This window comes from Mycobacterium sp. PTI7, assembly GCF_056679845.1.
Map to the genome: position 1 here is coordinate 1877504 of NZ_CM155252.1, position 26570 is coordinate 1904073.

Genomic DNA, 26570 nt, shown 5'->3' on the forward strand with positions numbered 1-26570 from the left:
AGTCGCGAGGGGTGGGCGCCCATGATGAGAACGCACACCATCGACGCCGCCCTCTTTCGCGGCCTGAGCGAGCTGGAACGCACCGACGCCGGGTGGCTGCCGCACCGGCTCCCCGCCCGGGCCCGCGCACAGATCGCGGATCCCCAACTGGCGTCGGCGGAGGCGCAACCCTCGGGTGTCCGAATCGCCGTCCGAACCCGTTCCACCACAATCGAACTCGACCTCCTCCGCACGCGGACGGTCTTGGTGGGTGTCCCAGACCGGCCGGCGGGCACCGTCGACGTGACCGTCGGCGGTCGCCTCGTCGGCCAGGCCACCACGACGGGCGGCAACGTCATCCGCGTGGACATGGCCACGGGACGGGCCGAGTTCGAGCCCGGCGCGCCGGGAACCGTGCGCTTCGACGGCCTGTCCGGCCAGGACGAGGACGTCGAGATCTGGCTGCCCTTCCACGAGCGCACCGAGATCGTCGCGCTACGAACCGATGCGCCGATCACCCCCACCCCGACGGGAACTCGCCCGGTCTGGCTGCACCACGGCAGCTCCATCAGCCAGGGATCGAACGCCTCCAGCCCGAGCACCACCTGGCCCGCGGTCGCCGCGACGCTCGGCGGGGTCGACCTGGTCAATCTCGGGCTGGCGGGAAGCGCCATGCTCGACCCCTTCACCGCACGCACGATGCGGGACACGCCGGCCGACGTCATCAGCGTCAAGATCGGCATCAACCTGGTCAACGCCGACGTCATGCGGCTGCGTGCCTTCGGCCCCGCCGTCCACGGATTCCTGGACACGATCCGCGACGGCCACCCCGAGACGCCGCTGCTCGTCGTCGGACCGCTGTACTGCCCGATACACGAAGACACCCCTGGGCCAGGCGCTTTCGACCCGACCGCGCTCACCCACGGTGCGGTGCGCTTCATGGCGACCGGTGATCCGGCCTCGGTGAGCAGCGGCCGCCTCACGCTGTCGGTCATCCGCGAGCAGCTCGCCGGCCTGATGAGCGTTCGGATCCCGAATGATCCACACCTGCACTACCTCGACGGTCTGGACCTCTACGGACCCGATGACATCGCCGACCATCCGCTACCCGACAACCTGCATCCCGACGCGGACACGCACCTGCTGATCGCCGAGCGTTTCGCCCGCACGGCGTTCGCGGTCGACGGCCCGCTCGCCCGACGGTAGCGGTGGTCGACCGGACTGCCTGCACCCCTAGGGATCGGCGATCCGTCAAGACGATCGCGAAGCATTTCGAGACGCATCGGCGTTGTCCGGGGAGGCCCTGCTCGTTAGCTTTTGATCATGACAACAGTGCTCATCACGGGCTGCTCCTCCGGCTACGGCCTCGCCACCGCGCGTCGGTTCCTCGACGAGGGGTGGGACGTCGTCGCGACCATGCGAACCCCCCGTCAGGACCTCCTTCCACCGTCGAGCCGGCTGCAGGTACGTGCGCTCGACGTGACCGATCCGGACAGCATCGCGGCCGTGATCGAGGCCAGTGGGCCGATCGACGTCCTGGTCAACAACGCGGGCATCGGAGTCGTCGGTGCGTTCGAGGCCACTCCGATGGCCACCACCCGAGAGCTGTTCGACACGAACACCTTCGGCGTCATGGCGATGACCCAGGCGGTCGTCCCGCAGATGCGGACGCGTCGCTCGGGCGTGATCGTCAACGTCACCTCCAGCACCACGCTGGCAGCCATGCCGCTCGCCGCGGTCTACACCGCGAGCAAGTCGGCGATCGAGGGATTCTCCGGGTCGGTGGCGTTCGAGTTGGCGTTCTTCGGCGTGCGGGTCAAGCTCGTCGAACCGGGTTACGGACCGACGACGGCCTTCGGTGACAATGGCGCTCAACGGATGTCGGGTCTCATCCCCGAGGACTACCTCCCCTTCGCCGCACCCGTCATGGGTGCGTTCGACCGGCCCGATGCGGTGACCACCCCCGACGACGTGAGTGACGTGGTGTTCGAGGCCGCCACCGACGCCTCGGACCGATTGAGGTACCCCGCCGGCGCCGATGCCGTGGCGTTGGCCCAGTCGGTCTGAGTGGATCCGCCTGCTAGGGACCCGTACCGACGGTCGTCCGGCTAGCGTCTGCGGCATGGGCGACACGGAACCATTGGAGGAGCTCGTGTCGCTGCTGCGTCCCGAGGCGGTCCTGGCGAAGGTCATCACCGGCAGCGGGCAGTGGGGCATTCGCAAGCCTCGCTACGGCGACCCGGCGTTCTGCCTGATGCTGGAGGGATCGTGCGTGCTCGATCCCGAAGGGCTCGGCGTACTCGAACTCCGTCGTGGTGACTTCGTGCTGTTCCCCAGACGCCGGAGTTCACCATGGGGAGCGGCACGGCCGCCGTCCCGATCTTCACACCACTCGACCACTCCGGCGACGTCCACCACGGCTCCGCGTCGGAACCGGTGGCGATGCGGATGCTCGGCGGGTACTTCCGATTCGACCCGGCCAGCGCCGCCCTCCTGGTGGCGCTCCTGCCGCCGGTCGTCGTCGTTCGAGGTGGCCAGGCCGGTGCGGGCAGGCTGACACGGCTCGTCGAACTCATCGTGGAGGAAGCAGACACGACGGGCCCCGGGCGCGACGTGATCCTCAAACGCCTCGTCGAGGTTCTGTTGATTGAGGCCACCCGGGTTCCTGCGGCGCAGGAGTTGAGTTGCGGTGGTAGGGGATTGATCGCGGGGCTCGCCGACCCGGTGCTCGCGTCGTCACTTCGAGCGCTGCACGCCGACGTCGCACGCGGCTGGACCGTCGAGCAACTCGCCGGCGTCGCCGCAATGTCTCGCGCTGTCTTCGCGCAACGATTCACCCGCACGGTCGGATTGACCCCGATGCAGTACCTGCTGGAGTGGCGGGTCGCGTTGGCCAAGGACCTGCTCAGGACCGAGCGACCGGCCGTCGCGCACCTGGCGCAGCGCGTCGGCTACCAGTCCGCCACCGCGTTCACCACGGCCTTCAGCCGGGTGGCGGGATGCTCGCCCACGGAGTACGCCCGCTCGTTGGCATCGGGATCGGCCGCTGGCTGACTCACGACCCGTAGAGGTGAAGCGCGCGTGCGGATTCGGTGGCGATACGACCGCTCAGCCCGGCGATGGGCGGACCGCCGCGCTGATGAATCACGTTCGCGAGGATGACCACGTACGTGTCCGATCCCGGGTCCATCCACAACGTGACGCCGGTGAACCCCGTGTGGCCGAAGCTGCCGACGGGGAAGACGGCGCCGCGCGGCCGGGAGTGCGGGGTGTCGATGTCCCAGCCGAACCCGCGCAGATCCTGGCCCGGTATCGCCGGATAACTGGCGGCCAGTAGCGGATCGGTGGCGCTCACGGCACCCGCTCCGGCGGCGTTCGCCGCGTCGACCTGACCGGGATCGTGCCCCGGTTGCTGCGGGGTCGTCATCGTCAGCGAGGTGGCTCGAGTCAGCGGAAAGGTGCTGGGCCGGTCGGCGAGCCGGTCGAGCAGCGATTGCGTGAAGAGGCCCACGTCGTGCACGGTCGTGAACACGCCGGCGCTTCCCGCCACCCCGCCCATGCGCCGTGCCGTCGGGTCGTGGACGGTACCGCGGAGCGGGTGTCCGATGTCGGGGTTGATACCCGGGGTGTCCTCGTCGATGGCCGTCGGCGCGACGCGCTGGAGGAGGTCGGTGCTCCAGGACCCGGCCGGGCAGTTCTCCGGCACCGATGCCCGGACATCCAGCGCAATCGCCGTGCCCCGAATGTCGTGCGGTCCGCACGCCTTCGTGGCGGGAAGGTAGTGGGTGTCCGACATGCGCAGTGGCTCGAAGACGTTGCGCTGCACGTAGACGTCCTCCGGCTCGCCGGTGATCTTCTCCAGCAGCGCGCCGAGGATGATGAAGTTGATGTCGGAGTAGTGGAAGCCCGCGCCGGGTTCGAAGACCACCCACGCGGCGAGGGCCCGGCGCACGCCCTCTTCCTTCTCGGCCCTCTGCAAGCCCCACGGACCGTCCAGGCTGAGATCGCCCGCGATCCCCGACGTGTGGGTGAGCAGCATGCGCAGCGTCACCGCCGCCCGGCGTGGATCGCCGGACGGGTTGAAGTCGGGGAAGTACGCCTGCACCGGGTCGTCGACCTGGATCCTCCCTCGCTCGGCGAGCTGCATGATCGCGGTCGTGGTGGCGACGCTCTTCGTCAGCGAGGCGATGTCGAAAATGGTGTCCTCGGTCATCGGTTCCGCGGGCGCGGGGACGCCGTCGAGTCCGGGTTCGCCGTCGAGCTTGCGTGACCCGAAGGCCTGCCGGAAGACGACCTTGCCCGCGTGACCGACCTGCACCACGGCGCCGGGCAGGCGTCGCGCCGCGATCGCGTCGTCGACGAGACGCGACACCGCGGAGAAGTCACCGGTCGGAGTCACCTCGACGACCACGGGCGGCGGTGCGGTGGTGGTCTCGGCTCGCACCGTCGACGTACCCGTCCCCGACGGCAGAACCGGGGACTGCCCGCACGCCGCCGCTGCCAGCGTGCACACGACGACGCCGGCGGCTCCTAGGTGGGTGCGCGATTTTCTCACCAGTCCGACCGTAGTCGGGTGGGGATCAGGTGGCGCTCGACGCCACCGACGGGCGCTAGTTGTCGTTGGTGGGTGGCGGTTCGAACGGGGTGTACCACCACCATTGGGCGCGTTCGCCGAGTGGGCCGGGGCAGGGTGGGACGTCCGGTGGTGCTGTGGTGGGTGGGCGGGCCAGGGATGCGCCGGTGAGGTGACGGCCGTCGGCGTCGGTGATGACGAGTTGGTGGGCTGTGCCGGTGATGCCGAGCCGGCCGCTGTGGTGCAGCCGGTGGTGGTAGGGGCAGAGCAGTATCAGGTCGTCGAGTTCGGTGGCGCCGCCGTCCTCCCAGTGCACGATGTGGTGGGCGTGCAGACCGCGGGTGGCACCGCAGCCGGGGACCGCGCAGCACTGGTCGCGGTGCTCGAGGGCGCGGCGTAGCCGGCGGTTGATGGTGCGGGTGGTCCGTCCGGCGCCGATGGGCCGGCCCTGGCGTTCGAACCAGACTTCGCAGGTGGCGTCGCAGAGCAGGTAGCGGCGTTCGTCGTCGGTGAGCAGCGGACCGAGATGGAGTGTGGCGGCGGGTTTGTCGACGTCGACGTGCACGACGACGGTGGTGCGTTGCCCGTGGGGGCGGCGGGCCACGTCGGTGTCCCAGCCGGCCTCGATGAGGGACATGAAGGCGTCGACGCCGTCGGGGAACGGCGGAGCCTGGCCGGAGTCGGAGTTCGCATCGTGGTCGGCCTTCCAGTCGGCGATCAGCGCGTCGCGGTGGGACTGGTGGGCGGCGTCGAATCTGGCGGCGTCGAGGCGGGGCAGGCGGATCTTCCAGGTGACGTAGTCCTCGTTGGGTCCCACGGTCTTGGTGATGAAGGACGTGGGTTCTGGCTTGGGTGTGGGGTCGGGGCGGGGTTCGAGTTTCACGGCGCTGCGGAGTTGGGTGACGGTGGCGACGGCGGCGAGGTCGACGTAGTGGTCGTCGGACCCGTCGGCGGCGCGTTCGGCGATGACCCCGACCTGATCCAAAGACAGTCGGCCTTCGCGGAGTCCGTCGACGCAGCGGGGGAACTGGTCGGCGCGGTGGGCGACGGCGACGAAGGTTTCGGCGGTGCGGGGTGCGGCGCCGGTCTTCCAGGCGACGAGGGCGGCGATGGAGCGGACGCCGGTGGCTCCCCAGAGTTGGTCGCCGTCGATCTCGGCGATGATGTCGACGATCTGGCCGTCGATGGCGTTGCGCTGTCCGGTCAGCTCGGCCAGTTGGTCGAACAGCGCGTCGAGGCGCTCGGCCGGGGTGGCCGGTGGCGCCAAAGCCGTTGCCGTGCTGGACATGACCCCATCATTCCAGAGGGGTCCGACACGTCCGGGTGATGCGCGAGGGGAGCGGGTCTACTCCGCCGGCGTCACGTCCGCACCGGATCCCTTGATCGACGCCTTGGCGCGTTTCTCGGCCCGGACGGCCCTGGTGCCGCGGACGAATCCGGTCGCCGACACTGCGGCCGCCATCAACGCCGATTCGCCTGCGACGAACGGGTGGAAGCCGACGCCGGCGCCACCGCGACCCTTGACCGGGATGTCGGCGACTTCGGTGACCTTCCAGGCCTTCTCGGAGACCGAGAGGATCGCCTCGCCGTTGCCGCAGGTGAGCGGCAGGGCAGCGATCACCTCGTCGCCGTCGGCGGCCAGCTTGACCCCGGCGACGCCGTTGCCCGCGGCGCCCTGCGGGTTCACGGCGGCGGGATCGATGCGCAGCACCTTGCCGCGGCGCGTGACCAGCGCCAGGTGCGAACCGGGCGCCATCACGCCGGATCGAAGGAGGCCGGTGATGTCGGGTGCGACAGGGATGTCGCGAATCTTGTACGGCAGTCCGCTGCCGTTGGTGAACTTCACCCGGCCGTCGGTCCACACCGCCCAGCCGAGCCCGGAGTTCAGCAGATCACCGTGGCTGTCCGAGAAGACGCCGCGATCGTCGAGTCGCCACGCGGCGTTGACCTTGCGCTCCTTGGCGCCGTCCTCGTCGCCGGCCGTCACGGTGGGGGTGGCCTCGTAGTCGAGCACGGTTCGGCGGTCGAACTCGGGACCCTTGAACAGCTTCGCGGTCTCGACGAGTTCCTCGTCGATCACCACCCGGCGTGCCTCGGGATTGGACACCAGCTCCGTCAACTCCAGGAACTCGGCGTCGAGCTTCTCGGCCTCGGCCTGCAGTTCGATGACGTCGAGCTTGGTCAACCGTCGCAACTGCAGGGCCAGAACGTAATCGGCCTGAACGGCATCGATGGCGAACCGGTCCTGCAGGCCCTGGCGGGCCTCGTCGACGGTGTCGGAGCCGCGGATCACGGCGACCGCGGCGTCGATGTCGAGGTGAATCGTCATCAGACCCGACACCAGATGGCGCCGCGCCGCGACCTTCTCCAGCCGATACTCGCTGCGGCGCAACACCACCGAGTCACGCAGGTGCAGGAACGCCGAGATCAGTTCCCGTACCGACCACCAGCGCGGCACCCGGTCCTCGTCGAGCGCGACGAGGCTGGCGGCGAACGAAGACTCCAGCGGCGTGAGGGCGAGCAGCTGCTCGCGGATCTGCTCGGCGCTGTGGCCGCGCTTCGCGGTCACCACGATCCGCAGGCCGTTGCGGCGGTCGGTCAGGTCGGACATGTCGGCGACGCCGGCCAGCTCGCCGGATTCGACCAGCGCCCGGATCCGTTCCTGCACGGTGTTGCTCGCGACTCCGGGCGGCAGCTCGGTCACGATGACGTTCTTGCCGTCCACCGAGACCGTGCCGCGCACGGTGAACAGCCCGCGGCCGGTGGTGATGTACTCGCGCAGGCCGGCGGTGCCGACCACCGTCGAGCCGCAGCCCCAATCGGGGCCGGGGATCATCTTGACCAACCGGTCGTCGGTCATGTTCGGCGTCTTCAGCAGTGCCCGGCAGGCGGCCATGATCTCGCGCGGGTTGTGGGCCGGCACCTTGGTGGCCCACCCCTCGGCGATGCCGACGGCGCCGTTGCACAGGAGGACCGGCCACCGCGCGGGCAGCACCGTCGGTTCGACCCATTCGCCGTCGAACGTCTGCACCATCGGTACGGCGTGGTCGTCGAGTTCGGCGGTCAACGCGGCGCCGGGCGCCGACAGCCGCATCTCGGTGTACCGGTCGGCGGCGGGGATGTCGCCCTGGATGCGGGGGAACGCGCCCTGTCCGTCGATGACCTTCACGCGCTGGAACTCCGCGGCCATCAGCGCGGCCGCCCCGTACATCGACGCCCCGCCGTGCGGGTGCAGGTTGCCGGTTACCGCCGAGCAGACCTTGGACGACTTCTGCGGCTTGTTGCCGGGCAGCAGCCGGGACTCGTGCATCTGGTAGAGCAGGCGACGCTGGCCGGGCTTGAGCCCGTCGAACGCCGACGGGATGGCACGGTCGCTGACGCTGTAGAGCGCGAACGTCAGCTGGTAGTGGTTCCAGTAGTCGTCGGCGCTCTGGTCGAGCACCAGGTCCGGGTTCTGCTCGGGGACGTCCAGGGTGGCGGTCACGGTCGTCGTTCTCCTAGGTCAGATCGAGAGCAGCGGTGTCGACGCGGGAGGCGACGTCCGCCATCCACGTCCGCCGACCCTCGGGCGGCCCGCCGAAGAGGGTGTGATGCAGCTTCGGGTCGCCGTCGTCGAGATGCACCCGAATGACGGTGCGCCGCTGCGGATCCAGCACCGTGTTCCAGAAGTCGTCGGCGTCCATCTCGCCGAGGCCCTTGTTGCGCTGCACCTCCACCTTGCGTCGCGAGGTGGCGCGCAGCTGGGTCACGGCGGCGTCGCGCTCGGACTCGTCCTGGCAGTAGATCCGCTCCTGGCCGTCCTTGACCACGAACAGCGGCGGCAGCGTCACGTAGACCATCCCGGCCTTGACCAGCGGCCGGTAGAAGTCCAGGAACATCGAGATGAGGCTGGAGTTGATGTTGCCGCCGTCGGGGTCGGCGTCGGATGCGAAGAGGATCCGGTCGTACCGGCAGGACTCCGGGTCGCAGTTGTCGCGGACTCCGCAGCCCAGGATCCGCTCGATCGAGTCGAATTCGTCCTTGATCCGCGCCTTGCTCAGCGTGAACCCATACACGTTGGGCGGCTTGCCCTTCAGCGGGAAGGCCGCCTGGAAGGTGGCGTCGCGGGCAGCCTTGATGGTGCCCAGCGCGGAGTCGCCCTCGCACAGGAACAGTTCGGCGCCCGACCCACGTCCGGTCTCGCGGCTGGGCAGGAGCTTCGGCGGCAGGGAGAGGTTGGTGCCGAGCCCCTTCGCCTTCGACGCGGCACGGGATCGGGCCTTGGCGCCCTCCGCGCTGCGCCGCGCCCTGGCGGCCTCGAGCGCGAGCTTGGTCCACAGCGATACGGCGTCGCCGTTGCCCGGGTTGGCGGCCCAGATGGTGACGCTGCGGGCCACGTCGGGCGCCATCGCGACGTTGAGCGACCGGGACGACACGGCGGTCTTGGCCTGGGAGTCCCACGCCACGTCGGGCGCCCGGGTGTCCACGGCGAGTGCGGTCACCGCCGCGAAGTCCTGTGCCTCCGGGCCGTCCTCGCCCTTGGCCAGTCCCAGGTCGCGGATGCGTGACGCCCGGTCGGCCAGCGCCTCGGACAGTCCCTTCACCGCTGCGGTCAGGTGCGATCCGCCGCCGGGCGTGCGCACGGTGTTGCAGAACGCCGAGACGGTGGCCGGTTCGGCGGGGCCGGCGGTCAGGGACCAGCGGAACGGGGTCGGCCCGCGGCCGGTGGTGTACTCGCCGCGCCCGTCGACCGCCGCGCGCACGCCGGGCACGGGGGTGCCGGCGGCGACGCACATGAGGTCGAGCAGCGTGTCGGTTCCCCAGGGGCCGCTGAACGGTTCGAGCAGCTGGGGCCGCACCTCGTCGCCCGGCCAGCCCTCGTCGACGACGTAGAGGTGCACGCCGGGGGACATGCGCGCCGCCGCGTGCGCCCGCAGCAGCACCTCGTTGACGTCCACGGTCGAGTCCGGCACCACGGTCGCGTCGAAGAGGATGCGCACGTCCGTGCCATGTGCGTCGGGTTTGCGGTTGGCGGCGCCGCGTAGCTTCTGGGCGTCGGCGCGGGTGAACGGGGCGGCGGCGTCGAAGTCCTTGCCCTCGAACGTGCCCGGGTAGCCGCCGCCGAAGCTCTGCACGTAGGTCTTGCCCGCGCGGCGCACGGTCACGTCGGTACGCGCGGAGATGAAGACCGCGGCAGCGGCGCCGATCCCGTTCAGGCCCGCTCCGGTGCTCGCGGCGTCGGCGTGCACGGAGAACTTGCCGCCCGCTCGCGCCGTGCCCAGCGTCTTGACGATGCCGTTCTTGCCGTTCACGGGGTCGGAGTCGACGGGCAGTCCGCGGCCGTCGTCGGCGACGCTGACGGATCCGTCGGCGTGCAGGGTGATCGTGACGGTGGATCCGCCGTGGCTCGGGTCGGCGACCTCTTCGATCGCGTTGTCCACCAGCTCGCGCAGTGCGGTGTTGAGGACGTCCAGCCCGAGGTTGACCGCCGGTCGCAGGCGTGTGTGCTGGACATCGTCGAGTTCGGTGATGTCGGCGGCGGTATAACTCACTGCTCGCCCCTTCCATCGGTCATGGGTGTGCCGCAGGAATGGTAGACGGCCGATCGGACATCGTCGTGCAGCCGCGGCGGGGGTATGAGCAGACTCATAGCGGCGACGCCGGCGACGTCCGGCCCGTGCGCCGAGCGAGTCTCCCGATCGGACACGACGGCGGGGAGTCCTACGTCGTGGCCACGATGAGGACGACGAGAAGCGCGAGCAGGACGGCGACCACGGCACCCGTGATCAGCAGCGACGTCCGCGTCACGGTGAACCCGCTCCGCGGTGGCGGCGGCCCCGGCGGATGCTGGAACCGCTCCGGCAGGTGCGGCGGGATGTTCGACATGACGTTCCCCTCGCCGGCGCAGTGTCTCGCTGACCGAAGTGTAGTGCCGACCCCGTCGGCCGTCCGGCGCGCTTCCAGCCCTCCCACGAGCGGAGCGTCCACGATGGAGGCGTGAACGCCGACGATCGCGTGCAGAGCATCTGGTTGGGTGACGTCGAGGTCATCCGCGTCGTCGAATGGCACGAACCGTTCCTGCCCCCTGCCGACTTCCTGCCGGACGTGCCGTCCGAGACCTGGACGCGAAACGCCGAGTGGCTGGCGCCCGACCACTGGCAGCCCGATACGGACCGCGTGGTCATCGCGCTGCAGACGTGGGTCCTGCGGAGCGCCGGGCGGACCATCGTGGTCGACACGGGTGCCGGCAGTGATCGTGACCGGCCCGGCATGGCGCCGTACTTCGACAGGCGGCCGAGCGACCTGCTCGCCGCGCTCGCGGTGGCGGGCGTCCATCCCGCCGACGTCGACGTGGTGGTCAACACCCACGTCCACGTCGATCACGTCGGCGGCAACACCGTCGACCGGGACGGTCAGTGGGTGCCCGCATTCCCCCACGCGCAGTACCTGATCCCCGCCGCAGACGATGCGCACTTCGGTCCCGACGGCGGCGACGGTCTGCAGGAGGTGGATCGCCTGGTCTACGCCGACAGCGTCGCCCCGATCCACCGGGCGGGGCAGGCCGTGCTCTGGGACGAGACGTACACCATCGATGAACACCTCGTCCTGGAGTCGGCCCCCGGCCACACGCCCGGCAACTCGGTGCTCCTGCTGTCGTCCCGCGGCGATCGGGCCGTCTTCGCCGGCGACCTTGATACCGGCGCACTTCGGCGGCGCGGGCGCGCTCGAGATCCGTCGGCGCGGCGACGAATTCGCCCTCGGTCCGTGGGCGTCGTTCCACCCGGGGCCGGCGACCGACGCGGACTGACCCCGACTCGGGTCGGTCCGCGTCGGTCTGGGTTCAGACGTCGGTGTCGAGGTACCGGATCTTCACGGGTGGGGCCGCCAGCAGTGGCGGGAGTCCCGCGATCTTGCCCTCGCCGGCCCGGAACGCGCGGTACGCCTCGTCGTGTTCGACGGACTCCCAGCGCTCGTAGATGACCCAGTGGGCCGGATCGTCCTCGTCGACGATGACGTCGGTCGCGAGATTGCCCTCGAAGCCGCGGGTCGTCTGGAGCTCGCGCCCCATCAACTCCCGTGCCTCGGCGACTGATTCGGGCTTGAGCGTGAATTCCAGCAGCACGGTGATCGCCATGGTTCAGCCTCCCACGCGCTGCAGTTCGAACACCGGGATGACGCGCTCGGTCTTGCGCTGATAGTCCCCGAACTGGGGCTCCACCTCGACCTGCTTGGCGTAGACCTCGTCGCGTTCGGCACCGGTGAGCAGCCGGGCCGTCACGTTGAACGTCTCGGTGCCGTACTCGACGACGGTGTCGGGGTGGGCCACCAGGTTGTGGTACCAGTCCGGGTTGGTGTCCGTACCGCCCTTGCTGGCGAAGATGAACAGGCGATCGCCGTCCACGTAGGGCACCAGCGGCGCGATGCGCTCGGTGCCGGACTTGGCGCCGGTGTGGTGCACGAGCACCAGCGGCTTGCCCTCGAACACGCCGCCTGCCGTGCCGCCGTTCTCGCGGAACTCGGCGATGACCTTGCGATTCATCTCGTCGAAGTCGATGGCTTCCGGCACGGGCGTCTCCTCGTGGTGCGTGGGCGAAGTCGGTCGGCGTCGTGACGGCGCCACCTGTGGTCAGCGGTCGGCGTCGGGGATTCATTCCCCGCTAGCCGATGAGGGGCACTCGCGTTGCGGTCATGTCGGTGAGCGCAGCCTGCATCGCGGTGTGGACGCGGGCCGCATACTGCTCGGCGTCCTCGCCGTCGGCCGCGGGCATGGCGGGCAGCACGCGGGTGAGCAGCTTGGTGGGCAACGGGAGGTAGGGAAGCAGGCCGACGGCGCCGACGTTCAGACCCCACGGGAGCGAGACGCTGATCGGGGCCGTCTTGAGGCGGAGGAGCTTGTCCAGGCGGAGAGCCCGGGCCAGACGTTCGCCGCTGGAGATCACCAGCAGGGATTCGCCCGCGCCGGCGGTCACGATGGGGACGATCGGGACGCCGGCGTCGATGGCGAGCCGGGCGAAGCCCGAACGTCCGTCGAACTTCACGAGGTTGCGTTCGTCGAACGCCTTGGCCGATTCGACGTCCCCGCCGGGGAACACGGCGACGTGGTCGCCCCGCGCGAACGCCTCCTCGGCGGACTGCTGACTGGCCGGCCGAGCACCGAGGGGTTCGATCAGGCTGCCCACCCCCAGCGTCCACGCCAGCTGGTGGGTCAGGATGATCACCTCGCGCTCCAAGCTCGAGCTGTTCGAGCGTGGCGCTCACCGCGAAGACGTTGAGGTCGAAGATCCCGCCGAAGCCGTGGTTCGCCACGAAGAGGACGGGTCCGTCGGGCGCCGTCAGCTCGGTGGTCACCTCGAGGCGGTTGTAGCGGCGGACGAATTCGATGGCGAGCCGGCGGAAGGCGCCCGCCGCAGCGCCGATGAGGTCCGTCGAGGTGTCCTCGGCCTCGGCGTCCTCCTCCATCGCCGACAGAAGTGCGTCGGCGAGGTTCTCGACGTCGTCGTGGTCCTGCGATTCGCTGTCGGGCACGGATTCCTTCGACTGGTCGGGTGGCGCCTGCGCGATCATTCCGCATCGGTCGTCGGCCGGGAGCGCCTTGGGTGATACTCACGTCGGATGCGCCCTGCTGCCGACGGTGACGTACCGTGCGCGCAGTCCGGCACGGACGGTGTTCCAGGAAGAAGGACGGTACCGATGTCTTGGCGCATGCCATCAGAGACGGCTCCACACGACAGGACGTGGATGGCGTTCCCCCGTGAGGGCTACACGATGGGCGACACCACCGCGGCTCGCGAGGAGTGCTACACCGCGTGGACCGACGTGGCGCACGCCGTCCTCGACTTCGAACCGGTGAGCATGGTGGTCGATCCCTCCGAGATCGAGCGGGCGCGCCGGATGCTGTCCGCGGAGATCGACGTCGTCGAGGTGCCGCTCGACGAATTCTGGATGCGTGACTTCGGTCCCACGTTCGTCGTCGACGACGACCGCCCCGACGTGCTCGGGGCGGTGGACTGGACCTTCAACGGGTGGGGGTCACCGGACTGGGCGGAGTGGACGAAGTCGGCGGAGGTGGTCCGCGCCGTCGCGCCCCTGGTGGACGCCGAGATCGTCAGCTCGACCCTGGTCAATGAGGGCGGCGGCATCCACGTCGACGGCGCGGGCACCGTATTGCTCACCGAGACCGTGCAATTGGACCCGCGGCGGAACCCGTACGCCGACAAGCAGCGGGTCGAGGCGGAGATGGCGCGCACGATCGGTGCCACGCACGCCATCTGGTTACGCCGTGGTCTGACAAGGGATTACGACGATCTGGGCACCAACGGCCACGTCGACATCGTGGCGACCATCCCGTCGCCGGGCCGTCTGCTCCTGCACGCTCAGGCCGACCCCGAGCACCCCGACCACCAGGTGATGCGGGAGCTGCGGGCGGCCCTGGCGACCACGGCGGACGCCGCGGGCCGCGCGTGGGACGTCATCGACGTGCCCGCGCCCGCCACGCTGCGTGACGCCCACGGTTTCGTGGACTGGAGCTACGTCAACCACCACGTCGTCAACGGCGGCGTGATCGCCTGCGGCTTCGGCGAGGAGTCGGCCGACCGGCGCGCCGGCGAGATCCTCGGCGACGCCTATCCGGGCCGGCGGGTGGTGAGCGTCGACGCGCGGCCCATCTTCGCGCGCGGCGGCGGCATCCACTGCATCACCCAGCAGCAGCCGCGGCTCGGGGCGTCGTAGCCGCTCGCCCCACCGCGTCAGTGCCCCCGCGCCTGCGCGATCTGACTCTTGATCTCGCGGTAGGCCTGCACTCGCGCCATCACCGCATCGGCCGCGGAGTCGGTCGGCGTCGACGTCGGCGCCGCCTCGATGCCGTACAGCATGCCGCCCAGCTTTCCGTGCAGCTTGGCGCGTTGCTCGGCGACGCGTGCGTCCTCGCGCTCGGTGCGCAACGACTCGTCGATGCGGCGCGCCTCGGTGGCGCACTGGCCGATGAGTTCGACCCGCTGCCTGGCTGCGTGTTCGAGTTCCGCCGCGGTGTCCTTCGCCTCCTTGAGGATCTTGCGATCGTCGGGACTCGGCTTGCTCAGGGCGGACAGTTGGCTCGCGACGTCCTGCAGCGCGTACGCCTTCTGGAACTTGTCGGTGATCTCGCGGATGTCGGAGGTGAAGTCGACGTCGCCGAGCCATCCGGCTCGAGCGGCCTCCGAGGCCTTCACCTGCTTGATCGCGGCGAGCGCGGTCTCGACTCGCGTCGCGTTCTGTCGGCCGAGGAGCTTGAGACGCAATTGCTTCTGCCGCAACGCATTCTCCTCACGCTCGCGCTTCTCCGTGGCGGCCCGTTCACGGCGTTCCTCCTCCGCCCGCGCCGCCGCCTCTTCACGACGCCTCGCGTTCGCGGATACCGCCCAGGAGGTTCCGGCGATCAGGATCGCGACGACGGCGAGCACGCCCAGGGCGATCCAGACCTCCTTCGGGATGAGCGAGACGATGACGAAGGCCCCGAAGATGACACCACCGACGACCTTGCCCACACCGTCATTGGAGTCGTTCGCCATCGTGCCCCCCTTGCCGCCGCCTCGGCGGACGTGCCGGCCGCCGTCACCCACCGATCGCCACCGACCCGGAGGACGGGCGCCGATCGACTTTCCCCTGGGGACAGGTTAGCCACGCGGTCCGACATGGGTGCGATTGCGACGGGGGTCCCCGTCACCGGCGACGGAGCCGGCACCGATCGGCCGTGTCGGGCACTACTGGCGCAGGAAGGGACGTCAGCGGCCCGGCGGGACGGCCGGCACGGGCACGGGCGCGGAGCCGCCGAACGTCGTCGTGCCCTCCGGGGTGACCTTGAAACCCTGTGCGGGACCGCCGATCGCGCCGTAGCACGCGACCCCGCCGGTGATGGCCATGCACGTCGATCCGATGCCGTTGATGCGGTATCCGACGGGCAGCTTCCGGACGTTCCCGGGGTACGCCGGGGTGTCGAACTTGCCGTCGTCGACGCGGCGGATGCCGCTGGGGCCGGGCAGCTGGGTGAAGACCTCGTTCTCGCCGCCGGTGACCCGTGGCAGCGGGCCGTCGCAACCGATCTCGCCGCCGCTGAACACGACGATCGAACAGGTCAGCCCGCCGTCGACGGTGAAGACCGGGAACAGGTTCTTGGGGCCCGAGCCGACGACGTAGGTGTCGTCGCCCACGACGTAGTCGTTCGGGTCGGGGAAGCCCGCGGGCAGGCCGTCGGTGGCGGGACCGATGCCGGTGCGGCTGGGTGAGATCACCATCCACTGCGCCACCGGGGCGCCCTTCGTGCACGCGGTCCGCGGCCCGGGGCCGACGGCGCACTCGATGTCGCCGACCACGAGCTTCTGACCGTCGTGCAGCACCGGGGCGGCGTCGCCGGACGTCTTCACGAAGCGTGAGTTGGCGGTGGCGCGCAGACCTCGGGAGTCGACGTCGTCGGCCATCGCGATCTCGTTGACGCCGAGCAGCGTGGCGGGGAGTTGTCCGTCACAGCCGGCGGTGCCGCGGGCCGGCAGGATCGCGCACAGCAGCCCGTCGGGTGTCTGGAAGTAGGCCTCGCCGACGGGGGAGAGGAACGGCTCGGGGGCCACCTGGTCGTAACCGCCGAGGTCGGGCATCGGCGGCTGGGCGCCCGCGGGCGGCGCCGCGATCGTCAGCGCGATCCCCAGGAGGACGGCGAGCAGGGTCATCGTGGAACGCATCGAGTGCAACGTAACGCACGGTGCGCCGTGTCCCCGAATGACGAGCGACACCGTCAGCCGAAGTACGTCTCGAGGCCCGTCGGGTAACCGCCGCCCTCGGTGGCGATGTGCACGTGGGTGAAGTGGTCGGCGTCGGCGGACCCGGAGTGCGTCATCACGTGCGGGGCCGCACGACTCTTCGACCAGATGATCTGCCGCCAGATGACGTGGTCGAGGCCGAACCGCTCTTTGTTGGCCAGCACGTAGGCCACCACCTCGTTGCCTAGTGCCTTGCCGGCATCGGTGTCCCACCCCGGGATCATCACGTCGATCGCGAGACCGTTGGGATGCCACTTCAGATAGTCCTGTCGGAGCCCGCCGATGGCCGTGACCTCGGGGAACACGGCACTGACGGACCGTGCCGCCAAGATGGTCTTGACCTGCAGGCCGGTCTCGGGGGCGACACCCTGGGGCAGTACGCGCCGGTGGCTGCGGCTCGCGGCGCTGGCGCTGAGCACCACCGACTCGCCGGCATCGGGGTTGAACACGAACGCGGCGTTCCGCATGGCGCGCACCGGCACCGGTGCGGCGACGAGTTCGGCCCCGCTGGCCTGGAGTGCGGCCGTCGCACCGGCCGTCGAGGGGCCGCTCGCGGTGCCCGACGACAGGAACGCGGCGACGGGAACGACGACGGCAGCCACGGCGACCGACCAGCGGCGGCGGCGCCGGGGCTTGGCCATCGAGTGCCGTCCCATGAATGGCACGATAACAGCAAGGTAACGGTGGGACCGAAACGTCGGTTTCCGCAGGTGGGGGCATCGCCCCCGTAGTCGGCGAACGCGTAGTCCTACTCGTGGCCCGGCGCACGCGAACCCGGCATGCTTGAGACATGCCGCTCTCGGAGACCACGTCGGACCCGCGCGTCGCCGCCGACGGCACGCGCCTGGGCCGCGACCGCGCCGTCGACGTCGCCCGCATCGCCGCCCTCGTGGTGGTGATGTTCGGGCACTGCGCACTGCTGCTGGCCACGATCGACACCCGCGGCCTGCGGATCGGGAACCTGCTCGGGGAGGTGCCACCGCTGGCACCGATCACGTGGGTGGTGCAGGTGATGCCGCTGTTCTTCCTGGCCGGGGGTGCCGCGGGTGCCTACGGCTGGCAGAACGGAATTGCTTGGGGCAGTTGGTTGTTCGCGCGGGCGCAGCGACTGTGCCGGCCGGTGTTCTGGTACCTCGCCGCCTGGTCGGTGGGCCTGCTGGTCGTGCGGCTCGTCCTCGGCGCCGAGTCCGCCGCCGGGATCGGCCGGGAATCCGTCGCGCTGCTGTGGTTCCTCGGCGTCTACCTGGTGGCGCTGGCCTTCGTGCCGGCACTGACCCGGCTGCGCACCGGCCGGGCCGTCGCCGCCGTGGTCGCGGGACTGCTCGCGGGCGCCGCCGGCATCGACGCCGTCCGCATCGCCGTCGGCACCCCGGAGGCGGGTGCGCTCAACTTCGTCGTCGTCTGGTTGATCCCCGTGGTGATCGGCGTCGCCTACGCGAAGTCGTTGATCAGCCGCCGTGCCGCGCTCGTCGTCGCAGCCACCGCGCTGGCGGCGCAGGTGGCGCTCGTGATCGCCGGCCCCTACGAGGTGTCGCTGGTGGTCACCGGTGCCGAACGCCTGTCGAACGTCTCGCCGCCCACGCTGCTGCTCGCGTTGCACTGCACCTGGATGTCCTGCCTGTTCGTCGCCGCAGCCGACCCGATCCGGCGATGGGCTCAGCGGCCCCGGGTGTGGCACGTGGTCAAGGTCGGCAACGGCGGCGCGATGACCATCTACCTGTGGCACATCCCGGCCATCGCCGTCGCCACCTTCGCCCTGCACGCCGTCGGCCTCGACGCCTGGGACGTCGACGCCCCCGGCTTCTGGGGTCTGCTGGCGCTGCGGGCAGTGGTCTTCGCGGTCGTCATGGCCGCGGCGTTCTGGCTGCTCTCACCGCTCGAGCACCGGCGCCTGCCGTGGTGGGACGCCTCGGTGACGTCGACCGGTGTCCGCTCGGTCGTCGCCGGTGCGCTGATCTGCGCCGCGGGCGTCGCGCTGGTGCTGATGGCGAAGAACGGCCTCGACGGCGTCGAGGGCTGGACCTCGCTGGCCTGCTTCGTGGGCGCCGCCGCGGCGGCCCGGGTCAGCGCAGGTCAGGCGTCGCGCAGCACACCCGCCAGGTAGCAGCGCAGGAAGCCCGCGAACAACTCGTCGGGGCTCTGCCCCTCGACGGCGTCGAGGGCGTCGCGCAGCGCGGGATGGGTGGCCGCGTCGGGCGAGGGACCCGGCCCGCTGTCGGCGTAGTCCGCGGCGTTCTCGCGGAGGAAGGCGGCCCCGATCGTGAGCGCCGTCAGCCCGTCCACGATCGAGACGTGCAGGCGCGCGGGAACCCCGGCGGCGGACAGGAACTGGCAGGTCTGCTCGTACTCGCCGAACATGTCGTCACGCGGCATGAAGCGGACCAGCAGAGGCGCGCAGTGCGGGTGCGCGACGATCCTGCTGCGCAGGGCGACGGCCTGGCCGACCAGCACGTCCATCCAGTCGCCGGTGGGCGCGCCGGGGTCGACGGTCGGCGTGGCCACGACCCGCGCGACCGACGCCAACAGATCGTCCTTGTCGGTGAAGTAGTGGTAGAGCGACGGTGCGCGGACGCCGAGGGTCGAGGCCAGCTTCGGCAGGCTGAACGCCTCCAGACCGTGCGCGCCGATCAAGTCGATCGCGGCGTCGACGACCTTGTCCCTGGTGAGGGTCGCGGTCCGGGGTCGTGCCATCGTCTCATCGTGTCACTGACCCCGACGGTGAAGCCGGTCAGGCTTCGAGTCGAGCCCGCACCGCCGACAGCCGTTGCGAAAGTTCCGACTCCGTGATCACACCGCGTTCCAGCAGCGAATGGGCGAGGGAGACCAGCTGGCTCTCCGGATACGGCAGGTCGGCGTAGACCGTCGCCGCGAGAGAGTCCTCCTCGTCGCGCCGCTCCTTGAAACTGGGTACGTCGGCGTCACAGGACGCGTGGTCGAGCGCGTCGCACAGTCCGTCGAGACTGGTCTTCCACGGCGGGACCGGGTTCTCCACCCCGTACTTGGCCGCCATCTCCGGCCACACCTGGTTCCGCGCGACGATGTCGGTGAGCGGAGCGTGCCCGGTCATTCGCCGACCGGGTGGACGGCGCGACGGGTGTCGACGATGACGTTGGTCGTCACTCCCGGCTTGGGCAGCGCGACACCGATGACGCAGTCACGGGTGACGATCTCCGTCAGCTGGTCCTCGGTCCAGCCGTCGGTGCCCTCGGGCCGCATCGGCATGACCATGAAGCGGTGCTTCTGGTTGGAGTCCTGCACGCGGACCTCGACGTCGTCGGACAGATAGAGCCCGAACTCGGACAGCACCTGACGCGGGTACCGGACCAGCCGGCTGCGGTAGTTGGGCGTGCGGTACCACTCCGGGCTGTTGCCCAGGATGGGGCGGGGATAGCAGGAGCAGAGCGCGCAGACGATGACGTGGTGGACGTGCGGGGTGTCGGCGAGGATCTGGAAGGCGGTGAAGTCGCTGGGCGTGCCGAAACCCGTCGGCTCCATCCAGTCGACGCCGACCTCCTTGCTCGCCGTCATGGGCTCGGCGAGTGCCAATGTCTTGAAGTCCGGGTCGAGCCAGGCGCGGGCCACCAGCCGGGCGGCCGGGGTGGGACCGATCTGCTCGGCGAACTCCGTGAAGCGGCGGTGCTCCTCGGCGGTGAAGATGCCCTTCTCGATGCACAGCTCGCGCACGGCGATCTCGAGCACCTCGAAGTCGGTGACCTCGTCGACCATCGGCTTCACCGTGCGGTCGTGGTCGTGGTCGTGGTCGTGGTCGTGGTCGTGTCCGTGGTCTGACATGTCCATCGGTTCCAATCGTCGTCGTGGTGGCGGGCTCAGACGGCCGGGGTCAGCCAGTGCTCGGGGATCTCGGTGCGCAGCGTGTCGCTCGCGGTTCCGGTGTAGCCGTGCCAGAGGTCGGCCTGTCTGAAGCTGACGACGTAGAACCATTCGGGCGGCGCGTCGGGGATGTCCCAGGTCTCGTCCTCGGCGGCCGGGCTCTCGTAGGACACCGCGGCGATCTCACCGGTCGCCCCGCGGACGTACTCGGGAGTGCGCGTGTAGAACAGCACGGGGAGCTCCCGCACCGTCACGGCGTCGCCGACCGCGAAGCGCGGGGTCCCGGCCTTCCCCGCGTAGACCTGCGGGTCGCCCTTGCCGACGGCGTGCAGGTGGTGGGCGTTGCGGACGACCTGCGAGCCGTCTCCCTCGCCCGTGGGACGAGCCTCCAGCTTGGTGCCGTCGAGCCCACCCCGGTAGCGCTCCTGGACCTCCGCCATCCGCTCGGTGAGTTCGGTCAGGCCGATGTGGTGCTTCTCGACGAGGATCCGAGCGCACGCCCACAGCCACCGCCCGTAGTACGGCAGGCCATGGTAGATCGCACGGCCCACGTCGACGTTGCCCATCCGGCGTCGCTCCTCCGACAGCCAGATGCCGCGCCACGCGAGGACCTTCGAGAGCACGTAGGTCATGTGCTCCCAGTACTCGTAGTCCTTGTTCTCGTACTTCATCGGGACGTCGGGCTCGCCACCCACGTCGTGCACCGGCTTCATGTACGCGACGAAGCGGTCGTGGTCCAGCAGGTCGGGGGTCGGTGCGTCCGGCAATTCCGGATACGCGGACTTCAGGCGGGCAACCAGGTCCAGTTGCGCGGCGCGGTCGGCTGCAGTGCTCACGGGGTCCCCGGTCCGGGTGATGGGTGCCGCGTCCTGGTCCACTCGAGACCGGCCGGCATCGTCACGGGCAAGCTCACTAACGGTCGTAGGCTAACACTGCACGTGCTGCTCCGGTGCGGTTTTTGACCGATCGTCCGATCGCGTCGGCGACCAGGCTTCGCGGCGGCGCGACCGGACACGCGCGGTCGGTGCGCGTCACCGCGTCGGGGTCGTTCGGTAGGGTTCCCGCGTGACTTCGACCCCCGCCGTCAAGACCGTAAACGCCCGTCTCGCTGCGGAACTCGCCGTTGCCGAGTCGCAGGTCGCCGCAGCCGTCCGCCTGCTCGACGAGGGGTCGACGGTTCCGTTCATCGCGCGCTACCGCAAGGAAGTCACCGGCAGCCTCGACGACGGGCAGCTCCGGACCCTCGAGGAACGGCTGGCATACCTGCGCGAACTCGACGCGCGCCGGACCGCCGTCCTCGCGTCCATCGAGGAGCAGGGCAAGCTCACCGACGAACTCCGTACCGCTCTGCTGACCGCCGAGACCAAGTCGCGCATCGAGGACGTGTACCTGCCGTACAAGACCAAGCGCAGGACCAAGGCGCAGATCGCGCGGGAGGCCGGCCTGGAGCCGCTCGCGGAGCGGTTGCTCGCCGACCCGACGCTGAACCCCGAGGACGCGGCGGGGGAGTTCGTCACCGGCGACGTCGCCGACACCGCCGCCGCCCTCGACGGCGCCCGGCACATCGTGATCGAGCGCGCGGCCGAGGACGCCGAACTCGTCGGGGCGGTGCGCGCCAAGTTCTGGGCCGACGGCGCCGTGCGCACGACGCCGTTCTCCGACGAGGTCGCGGCCAGCGCGGCGGGGCAGAAGTTCCGCGACTACTTCGACTTCTCGGAGCCGCTGGAGAAGATGCCGTCGCACCGCGTGCTCGCGGTGATGCGCGGCGAGAAGGAGCAGGTGCTGTCCCTGACGTTCGACGGCGGCGACGACGCGGTCTACCAGGCCATGGTGGCCCAGGCGCTCGGCATCGACCTGAGCGGACCCGGCGCGGCGACGCCGTGGCTGGCGACCACCGTGCGGTTCGCGTGGCGGGTCAAGCTCATGGTGTCGGCGTCGGTGGACGCGCGGATCCGGCTGCGGCAGCGCGCCGAGGAGGACGCGGTGGCGGTCTTCGCCCGCAACCTCAAGGACCTCCTGCTCGCCGCGCCCGCGGGGACGCGCACCACGCTGGGCCTGGATCCCGGCTTCCGCACCGGTGTCAAGGTCGCCGTCGTCGACGGCACCGGCAAGGTGCTCGACACCTGCGCGATCTTCCCGCACCAGCCGCAGCGGCAGTGGGACGCCGCCAAGGCCACGCTCGCCGCACTGGTCGCCCGCCACGGCGTGCAGCTGATCGCGATCGGCAACGGCACCGCCTCACGTGAGACCGATGCGCTCGCAACCGAACTCGTCGCCGACATCCGCACCGCGGGTGCCGCCCCGCCCGCCAAGGCGATGGTCAGCGAGGCGGGCGCATCGGTGTACTCGGCGTCGGCCTACGCCTCGCACGAGCTCCCCGGTCTCGACGTCACGCTGCGCGGCGCGGTGTCCATCGCCCGGCGGCTGCAGGATCCGCTGGCCGAACTGGTGAAGATCGAACCGAAGTCGATCGGCGTCGGGCAGTACCAGCACGACGTCACCCCGGGCACGCTGGCCCGCAGCCTCGACGCCGTGGTGGAGGACGCCGTGAACGCCGTCGGCGTCGACCTCAACACCGCATCGGTGCCGCTGCTCGCACGCGTCTCCGGCGTCACCGACTCACTCGCCGAGGCCATCGTCTCGCACCGCGAGAAGAGCGGCCGGTTCCCCAGCCGCAAGGCGCTCCTCGACGTTCCGCGGTTGGGTCCCAAGGCATTCGAGCAGTGCGCCGGCTTCCTGCGGATCACCGACGGCGACGATCCGCTCGACGCGTCGGGCGTGCACCCGGAGTCGTACCCCGTGGTGCGTCGCATCCTCGACCGGGCGGACGTGACGCTCGCCGAACTGATCGGCGACGAACGGTCGCTGCGGTCGTTGCGGCCCGCCGAGTTCGCCGACGACCGGTTCGGCATCCCGACGGTCACCGACATCCTCGCCGAACTCGAGAAGCCGGGCCGTGACCCGCGGCCCGCCTTCACCACCGCGACCTTCGCCGCGGGCGTCGAGAAGGTGTCCGACCTCAAGGTCGGGATGATCCTCGAGGGTGTGGTGACCAACGTGGCCGCGTTTGGGGCGTTCGTCGACGTCGGCGTGCACCAGGACGGTCTGGTCCACGTGTCCGCGATGGCCGAGCGCTTCGTCTCCGACCCCCACGAGGTGGTGAAGTCCGGTCAGGTGGTGCGGGTCAAGGTGCTCGAGGTCGACGTGGACCGGCAGCGCATCGGGCTGACCCTGCGCCTCAAGGACGCGCCGCAGCGCGAACAGGGCCGCAAGCCCGAGCGCACCGAACGGGGCGGCCCCGGCGGCGCGCCGCGTCGCGACCGTCCCGGCCAGGGGCAGACCGACAAACGAAATGCCAACGCGGGCAAGCGATCCGACCGCAAGGACGCCGCACCCGCGGCGGGCGCGATGGCTCAGGCGCTGCGCGACGCCGGCTTCGGGCGGTAGCTACCGGTGTAGCGGCGACGCCGACAGCGGACGCTCGCGCACCACCTGCGGCCACCAGAACCAGCGGCCCATCAGGGCGGCGATCGACGGTGTCATGAACGCGCGGATCACCAGCGTGTCGAACAGCAGACCCAGCCCGATCGTCGTGCCCACCTGCGCCACGACGGTCATCTTGCTGACCATCATCGCCATCATCGTGAACGCGAACACCAGACCGGCGGCCGTCACGACCGAGCCGGTGCCGCCCATCGCGCGGATGATGCCGGTCTTCACCCCGGCGTGGATCTCCTCCTTGAGGCGCGCCACCAGCAGCAGGTTGTAGTCGGCGCCGACGGCGAGCAGCACGATGACGGCCATGGCCATGACCATGAAGTGCAGCGGGATCCCGAGGACGTGCTGCCACACCAGCACCGAGATGCCGAACGACGCACCCAGCGAGAGCACGACGGTGCCGACGATGACGGCCGCGGCCACCAGGCTACGGGTGATGATCAGCATGATGATGAAGATCAGGGACAGCGCGGCGATGCCGGCGATCAGCATGTCGTAGCCGTTGCCGTCCCGCATGTCCTTGAACGCAGACGCCGTACCGCCCAGGTAGACCCGCGATCCCTCGAGCGGCGTGCCCTTGATGGCCTCGGTCGTGGCCTGCTTGATCGCGTCGATCCGGTCGATGCCGTCGGCGGACAGCGGGTCGCCCTCGTGGGACACGATGAAGCGCACGGACTTGCCGTCGGGGGAGATGAAGCTGTCCATGCCGCGCTGGAAGTCCGCGTTGTCGAAGATCTCCGGCGGCAGGTAGAACGAGTCGTCGTTCCACGCGTCGTTGAACGCGTCGCTCATCGCGGTCTGGTTCTCCCCGGCCGCCGCCTGCTGATCCTGGATGCCGGACTGCGTGGCGTACTGGGTGAGCAGCATGGTCTTCTGCGACTTGATGGTCTCGATCTGCCCCGGCATGAGCGCCTGCAGCTGCGGGAGCAGTTCGGCCAACCGTTCGAGGTCGGGAACGAGCTGCTGGATGTCGTCACTGGTGGTGTTGATGCCGTCGAGGGTGTCGAACACCGACCGGAAGGCCCAGCAGCCGGGGATGTCGTAGCAGTGCGGCTCCCAGTAGAAGTAGCTGCGGATCGGGCGGAAGAAGTCGTCGAAGTTCGAGATGCTGTCCCGGAGTTCGGCGACGTCGACCGACATCGCCTTGGTCTTGATCACCATCTCCTGCGTGACGGCGTTCATCTCGCCCATCAGCGAGTTCATCTTGGTCAGCGTGCCGATGGTGTTCTCCAGGTCGTCGGCCTGCGCGAGCAGATCGGCCATGCGGTCCTGGTTGTAGCTGCGGTTGAGGTCCTGGTTGACGCCGCTCAACCCCATCTGCGCCGGAATGGTGCTGAACTCGATGGGCTTGCCGTCGGGACGGGTGATGGCCTGGACGCTGCCGATGCCCGGCACCCGGAACACCGCCTTCGCGATCTTGTCGATCACCAGGAAGCTCGCCGAGTTGCGCAGATCCTGGTCGGTCTCGACCATCAGGAGTTCGGGGTTCATCCGGGCGGGGTCGAAGTGCCGCTCCGCCGCGGCGAATCCCTGGTTGGCGGGCAAGCTGGCCGGCAGGTAGTTGCGGTCGTTGTAGTTGGGCTCGTAGCCGGGCAGCGTGAGCAGTCCGATCAGGGACAGCGCGAGCGTGCCCAGCAGCACCGGGCCGGGCCAGCGCACGATGACCGCGCCGATCTTGCGCCATCCGCGGATCCGCATGGCGCGCTTGGGCTCCAGCCAGCCGAAGCGGGTGGTGACGGTGATCAGCGCCGGGCCCAGCGTCAGCGCCGCGATCACCGCGACCGTCATGCCGACGGCGAGCGGGACGCCCAGCGACTGGAAGTACGGCAGCCGGGTGAACGACAGACAGAACGTGGCGCCCGCGATGGTCATGCCCGAACCCAGCACGACGTGCGCCGTGCCGTGGAACATCGTGTAGTAGGCCGACTCCCGGTCCTCGCCGAGGGTGCGGGCCTCCTGATATCGCCCGACGAGGAAGATCGCGTAGTCGGTGGTGGCGGCGATGGCGAGCGTCACCAGCAGCTGGGTGGCGAACGTGGACAGGCCGATCAGCTCGTGGTGACCCAGGAAGGCCACCACCCCGCGTGACGCCGCCAATCCGAGGACGACCAGGACGAGGGTGAGGAACACCGTCTTCAGTGAGCGGTAGACCAGCAGCAGCATCGTGATGATGACGCCGAACGTCGCCATCTCGATCATGCGGACGCTGTCGTCGCCGGCAATCTGCTGATCGGCGGCCAGCGCCGACCCGCCCGTCACGTAGACCTCGACGCCCTGCGGGGGAGTGAGCCCCTCGACGAGCTCCTGGACCGCCTTCACCGACTCGTTGGCCAGCGTCTCGCCCTGATTGCCGGCGAGGTACACCTGGACGTAGGTCGCCTTGTGATCGTCGCTCTGGGCGCCCGCCTCGGTCAGCGGATCGCCCCAGAAGTCCTGGACGTGCTCGACGTGGGTGGTGTCGGCCTCGAGCTTGTCCACCATGTCGTTGTAGAAGCGGTGCGCGTCGTCCCCGAGCGCCTGGTCACCCTCGAGCACGATCATCGCCGAGCTGTCGGACTTGAACTCCTCGAACACCTGACCGGTGCGCTTCATCGCGATCACCGACGGCGCCTCGGCCGGGCTCATCGAGACCGACCGCTCCTGGCCGACGATCTCGAGCTGCGGGACGGTGAGGTTGAGGACGGCGACCAGCAGGATCCAGCCGAGGATGATCGGGATCGCCAGCCGCCGGATCCACAGCGCGAGGCCGCCGCGACGTCGACGATCGGGTGCCGGCGAGGGCTCGACGGTCGGAGCGCTCACGGCGTTGGAACTCCTCGGTACGGGGTTAGGACGCCCTTAGTAAAGCAGACTAGGTAAGTGTGTAGCGAGGACTGCTGAGCGACGTCTCAGTTTGATCGTCGCGGTCGGGGATTCCGGCC

General features: G+C 69.9%; 22 protein-coding genes and 2 pseudogenes. 8 read left to right on the plus strand and 16 right to left on the minus strand.

Annotated elements, in window-relative coordinates:
- Positions 1-24 precede the first annotated feature (24 nt).
- The 3 genes and pseudogenes from AC1MEY_RS09055 to AC1MEY_RS09065 all read left to right on the plus strand — a co-directional run bounded on the left by AC1MEY_RS09055 (position 25) and on the right by AC1MEY_RS09065 (position 3033).
- Positions 25-1185, plus strand: a complete 1161-nt coding sequence (locus AC1MEY_RS09055; protein ID WP_480231384.1) for an SGNH/GDSL hydrolase family protein — start codon at positions 25-27, stop codon at positions 1183-1185.
- Positions 1186-1302: 117 nt separating this feature from the next.
- A complete protein-coding gene (locus tag AC1MEY_RS09060) occupies positions 1303-2046 on the plus strand; it encodes an SDR family oxidoreductase (RefSeq protein ID WP_480230319.1) in 744 nt (247 codons plus the stop codon).
- Positions 2047-2101: 55 nt separating this feature from the next.
- Positions 2102-3033 (plus strand): annotated as a pseudogene (locus tag AC1MEY_RS09065) (AraC family transcriptional regulator).
- A gap of 1 nt (position 3034) precedes the next feature.
- On the opposite strand, the gene AC1MEY_RS09070 reads toward AC1MEY_RS09065, so the two are convergent.
- The 5 genes from AC1MEY_RS09070 to AC1MEY_RS09090 all read right to left on the minus strand — a co-directional run bounded on the left by AC1MEY_RS09070 (position 3035) and on the right by AC1MEY_RS09090 (position 10417).
- Positions 3035-4534 (minus strand): serine hydrolase domain-containing protein, encoded by a 1500-nt coding sequence (locus AC1MEY_RS09070; protein ID WP_480230320.1) that lies wholly within the window; start codon positions 4532-4534, stop codon positions 3035-3037.
- Positions 4535-4589: 55 nt separating this feature from the next.
- On the minus strand, positions 4590-5840 hold the full coding sequence (locus AC1MEY_RS09075; RefSeq protein ID WP_480230321.1) for an HNH endonuclease signature motif containing protein: 1251 nt from the start codon (positions 5838-5840) through the stop codon (positions 4590-4592).
- 57 nt (positions 5841-5897) lie between these two features.
- The gene (locus tag AC1MEY_RS09080) at positions 5898-8036 is read right to left on the minus strand and encodes a DNA gyrase subunit A (protein WP_480230322.1); all 2139 of its coding nucleotides are present in this window, start codon (positions 8034-8036) and stop codon (positions 5898-5900) included.
- 13 nt (positions 8037-8049) lie between these two features.
- On the minus strand, positions 8050-10083 hold the full coding sequence (locus tag AC1MEY_RS09085) for a toprim domain-containing protein (RefSeq protein ID WP_480230323.1): 2034 nt from the start codon (positions 10081-10083) through the stop codon (positions 8050-8052).
- A 169-nt stretch (positions 10084-10252) separates the two neighbouring features.
- Positions 10253-10417 (minus strand): hypothetical protein, encoded by a 165-nt coding sequence (locus AC1MEY_RS09090; RefSeq protein WP_480230324.1) that lies wholly within the window; start codon positions 10415-10417, stop codon positions 10253-10255.
- 342 nt (positions 10418-10759) lie between these two features.
- Here AC1MEY_RS09090 and AC1MEY_RS09095 point away from each other — a divergent pair.
- A pseudogene (locus tag AC1MEY_RS09095) lies at positions 10760-11173 on the plus strand (MBL fold metallo-hydrolase); the annotation flags it as partial.
- A gap of 199 nt (positions 11174-11372) precedes the next feature.
- Here AC1MEY_RS09095 and AC1MEY_RS09100 read toward each other — a convergent pair.
- The 3 genes from AC1MEY_RS09100 to AC1MEY_RS09110 form a co-directional block, all read right to left on the minus strand.
- A complete protein-coding gene (locus AC1MEY_RS09100; RefSeq protein ID WP_480230325.1) occupies positions 11373-11666 on the minus strand; it encodes a putative quinol monooxygenase in 294 nt (97 codons plus the stop codon).
- Between the two features lie 3 nt (positions 11667-11669).
- On the minus strand, positions 11670-12098 hold the full coding sequence (locus tag AC1MEY_RS09105) for a nitroreductase family deazaflavin-dependent oxidoreductase (RefSeq protein WP_480230326.1): 429 nt from the start codon (positions 12096-12098) through the stop codon (positions 11670-11672).
- A gap of 91 nt (positions 12099-12189) precedes the next feature.
- On the minus strand, positions 12190-12750 hold the full coding sequence (locus tag AC1MEY_RS09110) for a 1-acyl-sn-glycerol-3-phosphate acyltransferase (RefSeq protein ID WP_480230327.1): 561 nt from the start codon (positions 12748-12750) through the stop codon (positions 12190-12192).
- Here AC1MEY_RS09110 and AC1MEY_RS09115 point away from each other — a divergent pair.
- Both AC1MEY_RS09115 and AC1MEY_RS09120 read left to right on the plus strand, forming a co-directional pair.
- Positions 12743-13132, plus strand: coding sequence for a hypothetical protein (locus AC1MEY_RS09115; RefSeq protein ID WP_480230328.1), 390 nt, complete (start codon positions 12743-12745; stop codon positions 13130-13132). The two genes, AC1MEY_RS09110 and AC1MEY_RS09115, sit on opposite strands and share 8 nt — an antisense overlap.
- A gap of 90 nt (positions 13133-13222) precedes the next feature.
- Entirely contained in the window at positions 13223-14260 is a 1038-nt protein-coding gene (locus AC1MEY_RS09120) for an agmatine deiminase family protein (protein ID WP_480230329.1), read from the plus strand.
- Between the two features lie 17 nt (positions 14261-14277).
- Here the strand turns inward: AC1MEY_RS09120 and AC1MEY_RS09125 are convergent, their stop codons facing one another.
- The 3 genes from AC1MEY_RS09125 to AC1MEY_RS09135 all read right to left on the minus strand — a co-directional run bounded on the left by AC1MEY_RS09125 (position 14278) and on the right by AC1MEY_RS09135 (position 16976).
- Positions 14278-15078, minus strand: coding sequence for a hypothetical protein (locus tag AC1MEY_RS09125; protein WP_480230330.1), 801 nt, complete (start codon positions 15076-15078; stop codon positions 14278-14280).
- Positions 15079-15291: 213 nt separating this feature from the next.
- Entirely contained in the window at positions 15292-16242 is a 951-nt protein-coding gene (locus tag AC1MEY_RS09130) for a hypothetical protein (RefSeq protein WP_480230331.1), read from the minus strand.
- 53 nt (positions 16243-16295) lie between these two features.
- Positions 16296-16976, minus strand: coding sequence for a VldE C-terminal domain-containing protein (locus AC1MEY_RS09135; protein ID WP_480230332.1), 681 nt, complete (start codon positions 16974-16976; stop codon positions 16296-16298).
- A 134-nt stretch (positions 16977-17110) separates the two neighbouring features.
- Between AC1MEY_RS09135 and AC1MEY_RS09140 the strand changes: the two genes are divergently transcribed.
- A complete protein-coding gene (locus AC1MEY_RS09140; protein ID WP_480230333.1) occupies positions 17111-18424 on the plus strand; it encodes an acyltransferase family protein in 1314 nt (437 codons plus the stop codon).
- Here the strand turns inward: AC1MEY_RS09140 and AC1MEY_RS09145 are convergent.
- The 4 genes from AC1MEY_RS09145 to AC1MEY_RS09160 are packed head-to-tail and all read right to left on the minus strand — an operon-like array spanning position 18394 to position 20987.
- The gene (locus AC1MEY_RS09145) at positions 18394-19011 is read right to left on the minus strand and encodes a TetR family transcriptional regulator (RefSeq protein ID WP_480230334.1); all 618 of its coding nucleotides are present in this window, start codon (positions 19009-19011) and stop codon (positions 18394-18396) included. The two genes, AC1MEY_RS09140 and AC1MEY_RS09145, sit on opposite strands and share 31 nt — an antisense overlap.
- Before the next feature lie 37 nt (positions 19012-19048).
- The gene (locus AC1MEY_RS09150) at positions 19049-19387 is read right to left on the minus strand and encodes a thiocyanate hydrolase (protein ID WP_480230335.1); all 339 of its coding nucleotides are present in this window, start codon (positions 19385-19387) and stop codon (positions 19049-19051) included.
- The gene (scnC, locus tag AC1MEY_RS09155) at positions 19384-20112 is read right to left on the minus strand and encodes a thiocyanate hydrolase subunit gamma (RefSeq protein ID WP_480231385.1); all 729 of its coding nucleotides are present in this window, start codon (positions 20110-20112) and stop codon (positions 19384-19386) included. The genes AC1MEY_RS09150 and scnC overlap by 4 nt, the downstream gene beginning before the upstream one ends.
- A 35-nt stretch (positions 20113-20147) precedes the next feature.
- Positions 20148-20987, minus strand: a complete 840-nt coding sequence (locus tag AC1MEY_RS09160) for an SH3-like domain-containing protein (RefSeq protein ID WP_480230336.1) — start codon at positions 20985-20987, stop codon at positions 20148-20150.
- 229 nt (positions 20988-21216) lie between these two features.
- Between AC1MEY_RS09160 and AC1MEY_RS09165 the strand changes: the two genes are divergently transcribed.
- Positions 21217-23598, plus strand: a complete 2382-nt coding sequence (locus tag AC1MEY_RS09165; RefSeq protein WP_480230337.1) for a Tex family protein — start codon at positions 21217-21219, stop codon at positions 23596-23598.
- Here the strand turns inward: AC1MEY_RS09165 and AC1MEY_RS09170 are convergent, their stop codons facing one another.
- On the minus strand, positions 23599-26451 hold the full coding sequence (locus AC1MEY_RS09170; RefSeq protein WP_480230338.1) for an MMPL/RND family transporter: 2853 nt from the start codon (positions 26449-26451) through the stop codon (positions 23599-23601).
- Between the last annotated feature and the right edge of the window lie 119 nt (positions 26452-26570).

Excerpts from the sequence above, each read along its gene's own strand:
- scnC (WP_480231385.1), bottom strand. The coding sequence starts at position 20,112 with ATGTCAGACCACGGACACGACCACGACCACGACCACGACCACGACCAC.
- AC1MEY_RS09055 (WP_480231384.1), top strand. The coding sequence starts at position 25 with ATGAGAACGCACACCATCGACGCCGCCCTCTTTCGCGGCCTGAGCGAG.
- AC1MEY_RS09150 (WP_480230335.1), bottom strand. The coding sequence starts at position 19,387 with ATGACCGGGCACGCTCCGCTCACCGACATCGTCGCGCGGAACCAGGTG.
- AC1MEY_RS09090 (WP_480230324.1), bottom strand. The coding sequence starts at position 10,417 with ATGTCGAACATCCCGCCGCACCTGCCGGAGCGGTTCCAGCATCCGCCG.
- AC1MEY_RS09125 (WP_480230330.1), bottom strand. The coding sequence starts at position 15,078 with ATGGCGAACGACTCCAATGACGGTGTGGGCAAGGTCGTCGGTGGTGTC.
- AC1MEY_RS09060 (WP_480230319.1), top strand. The coding sequence starts at position 1,303 with ATGACAACAGTGCTCATCACGGGCTGCTCCTCCGGCTACGGCCTCGCC.
- AC1MEY_RS09075 (WP_480230321.1), bottom strand. The coding sequence starts at position 5,840 with ATGTCCAGCACGGCAACGGCTTTGGCGCCACCGGCCACCCCGGCCGAG.
- AC1MEY_RS09100 (WP_480230325.1), bottom strand. The coding sequence starts at position 11,666 with ATGGCGATCACCGTGCTGCTGGAATTCACGCTCAAGCCCGAATCAGTC.
- AC1MEY_RS09120 (WP_480230329.1), top strand. The coding sequence starts at position 13,223 with ATGTCTTGGCGCATGCCATCAGAGACGGCTCCACACGACAGGACGTGG.
- AC1MEY_RS09115 (WP_480230328.1), top strand. The coding sequence starts at position 12,743 with ATGATCACCTCGCGCTCCAAGCTCGAGCTGTTCGAGCGTGGCGCTCAC.
- AC1MEY_RS09130 (WP_480230331.1), bottom strand. The coding sequence starts at position 16,242 with ATGCGTTCCACGATGACCCTGCTCGCCGTCCTCCTGGGGATCGCGCTG.
- AC1MEY_RS09140 (WP_480230333.1), top strand. The coding sequence starts at position 17,111 with ATGCCGCTCTCGGAGACCACGTCGGACCCGCGCGTCGCCGCCGACGGC.
- AC1MEY_RS09135 (WP_480230332.1), bottom strand. The coding sequence starts at position 16,976 with ATGGGACGGCACTCGATGGCCAAGCCCCGGCGCCGCCGCCGCTGGTCG.
- AC1MEY_RS09145 (WP_480230334.1), bottom strand. The coding sequence starts at position 19,011 with ATGGCACGACCCCGGACCGCGACCCTCACCAGGGACAAGGTCGTCGAC.